The organism is candidate division KSB1 bacterium (assembly GCA_022562085.1).
Taxonomy (GTDB): Bacteria; Zhuqueibacterota; Zhuqueibacteria; order Oceanimicrobiales; family Oceanimicrobiaceae; genus Oceanimicrobium.
Genome location: JADFPY010000479.1, coordinates 1 through 2,367 on the forward strand (window position 1 = coordinate 1; position 2,367 = coordinate 2,367).

The 2,367-nt window shown below is 47.0% G+C and carries 3 protein-coding genes; all 3 read left to right on the forward strand.

Annotated elements, in window-relative coordinates:
- Positions 1 to 1,416: FAD-binding protein (locus IH879_22480; protein MCH7677695.1), on the forward strand; the 1,416-nt coding region annotated here is incomplete at its 5' end.
- Between the two features lie 254 nt (positions 1,417 to 1,670).
- Positions 1,671 to 2,018, forward strand: coding sequence for a hypothetical protein (locus IH879_22485; protein MCH7677696.1), 348 nt, complete (start codon positions 1,671 to 1,673; stop codon positions 2,016 to 2,018).
- A 64-nt stretch (positions 2,019 to 2,082) separates the two neighbouring features.
- On the forward strand, positions 2,083 to 2,367 hold a 285-nt coding region (locus IH879_22490), incomplete at its 3' end, for a hypothetical protein (GenBank protein MCH7677697.1).

Consider the following 2,367-nt stretch of genomic DNA (forward strand, 5'->3'; position numbering starts at 1 on the left):
GGCTCGATTGCGGTGCGCCCTTTTGGCGGCATGAAGATCGAGCGCACCTGGTTTGCGGCCGACAAGACCGGCTTTCATATGCTCCACACTCTATTCCAAACCAGCCTCAAATATGACCCCATCATAAGATATGACGAATGGTTTGTCACCAAACTTCTGCTGGATGACGGCCGCTGTCAGGGCGTGGTCGCCATCGAGCTGGCCACCGGCAGAATTCAAGCCATCACTGCAAAAGCCGTCATCGTCAGCACCGGCGGCTGCGGTAAAGTTTTTCCGTTTACCACCAATGCGAACATCAAGAATGGCGACGGCATGGCGCTTGCCTATCGCGCCGGGGTGCCGCTGAAGGATATGGAGTTCGTCCAGTACCACCCCACCGGCCTGCCGTTTACCGGAATTCTGATTACCGAAGCATCCCGCTCCGAAGGAGGGTGGCTGCTCAACAAAGACGGCTATCGCTATTTGCAGGATTATGATCTCGGTAAGCCCGAACCCAAGCCGGTTCTGCGCTCGATGGAGCTCGGGCCGCGCGATCGGCTGTCGCAGGCTTTCGTCAAAGAGCAGGAAAAAGGCCGAACGCTGGAAGGGGAATATGGTCATTATGTTCATCTCGATCTGCGCCATTTGGGTGAAAAAGTCATCAATACCCAATTGCCGTTTGTGCGCGAGCTCTGTCTGAAATACGAAAATATCGATCCGGTGAAAGAGATGATTCCGGTGCGGCCGGTGGTGCATTACATGATGGGTGGGATTCATACGGACATTCAGGGTGCAACGCCGATGAAAGGCTTATATGCAGCAGGCGAGTGTGCCTGCGTCAGCATCAACGGCGCGAATCGGCTCGGTTCTAATTCTCTCACCGAATTGCTGGTCTTTGGCGCCCGGGCCGGTAAGGCGGCGGCCCACTTCGCATCTGATCAACAGGATCCCAGCTCAACCCTGGATGCACTGGCAGCCGATGAGGCAAAACGGATCGAAAAGCAATTTTTCAGGAATGACGGAGGAAAAGAAACAATCGCCGTACTTAGAAAAGAGATGCATCAGACCATGGAAGCGGGTGTCGGTATTTACCGCGATCAAGCTTCTCTGAAGAAATCGCAAGAGATCATCCGAAATCTGCAGGAGCGATTCTTAAATCTTGCGATCGCGGATCACAGCTTGACCTTTAACACCGAACTGGTCGCTGCCATCGAGCTTTCGTACATGATCGATGTGGCTGAAACCATTGTGCAATCCGCCCTCAACAGAACGGAATCGCGCGGCTCCCACCAACGCACGGATCATCCAAAACGGGACGACGAGAAATTTCTATCGCATAGTTTGGCATATAAAACCGAAAAGGGAGCGCCACGAATTGAATATCTACCGGTGACTATTACGCGCTGGCCGCCAGGGGAACGGGTTTACGGCAAGTAGGTTTCCACCATTTAATTTTATATTGTTAATAGGTGGAAAGAGTCAACAAATTTTTCCATCTTTTCCTGGTTAATATCAGAATAAGTAGGAAGTTTTCCAGATATATGAAAAGATCGCACGGAAACTTTCCATAGATCCACTATGTTAGCCTGCAACGCGCATGAATACTTATAGCGATCAAAGCATTACCTGGAAAGAAGGCGCGCTCATATTTCTCTTTGTGGCGTGCGGAACTGTGATTTCTTATTTTGCCTTTGATTTTTAACGTCAACGTTGCCCCAGGAAGCATTTTTAATGCTCTTGCCAGCATGGTGTTTAATCTTAATAAAAAATGGTCTTTTGTTTTTGGCCATGATTTTTACTGGCAGCACCACGAGCATATAACAAAAGCTCATAATACTCGTACAAATCTATCTGAACTGAAAATAAATGAGACTCAAACTCCAGATAGGTTTCAGCACAAAATTTCTTCAGAAATAACCTATACAAAACATTTCAAGCACTCTAAATTGAAGCTTGGGTTAGGAGGAGACGCAACGATGTACAGTAAAAATATGGGTCATAACTGGACCGTTTATCTTATGGCTGCACAATCGTTTTAATAATCCACCTTCAACACTACGAATTATAAATGATCTGAAATTTTTTAAGCCAGGAGAGAATACAGTGAAAAAAATTTTTACTCCACGACGTTTGCTTTTGCTGAGTAGTGTTTTGTTTGCTTGGTCGGGAATGCTTTTAAGTGTGGAGATTTACACAGAAAAAGAGGTCAAGGCAGGAGAGTTCGTGGTAAAACACATTCAGGTAAAACAGCTTCACTGTCTCGAACTAGATCTTTTGAATCTTGGTTGGGAAAAAAAGCCCTTTGAAACCATACGTCTTAACATTTCAATAAAAACACTACGACAATTCCTTCAAGAAATAGGTCAACACAAAGCATCGTCTCCCTCC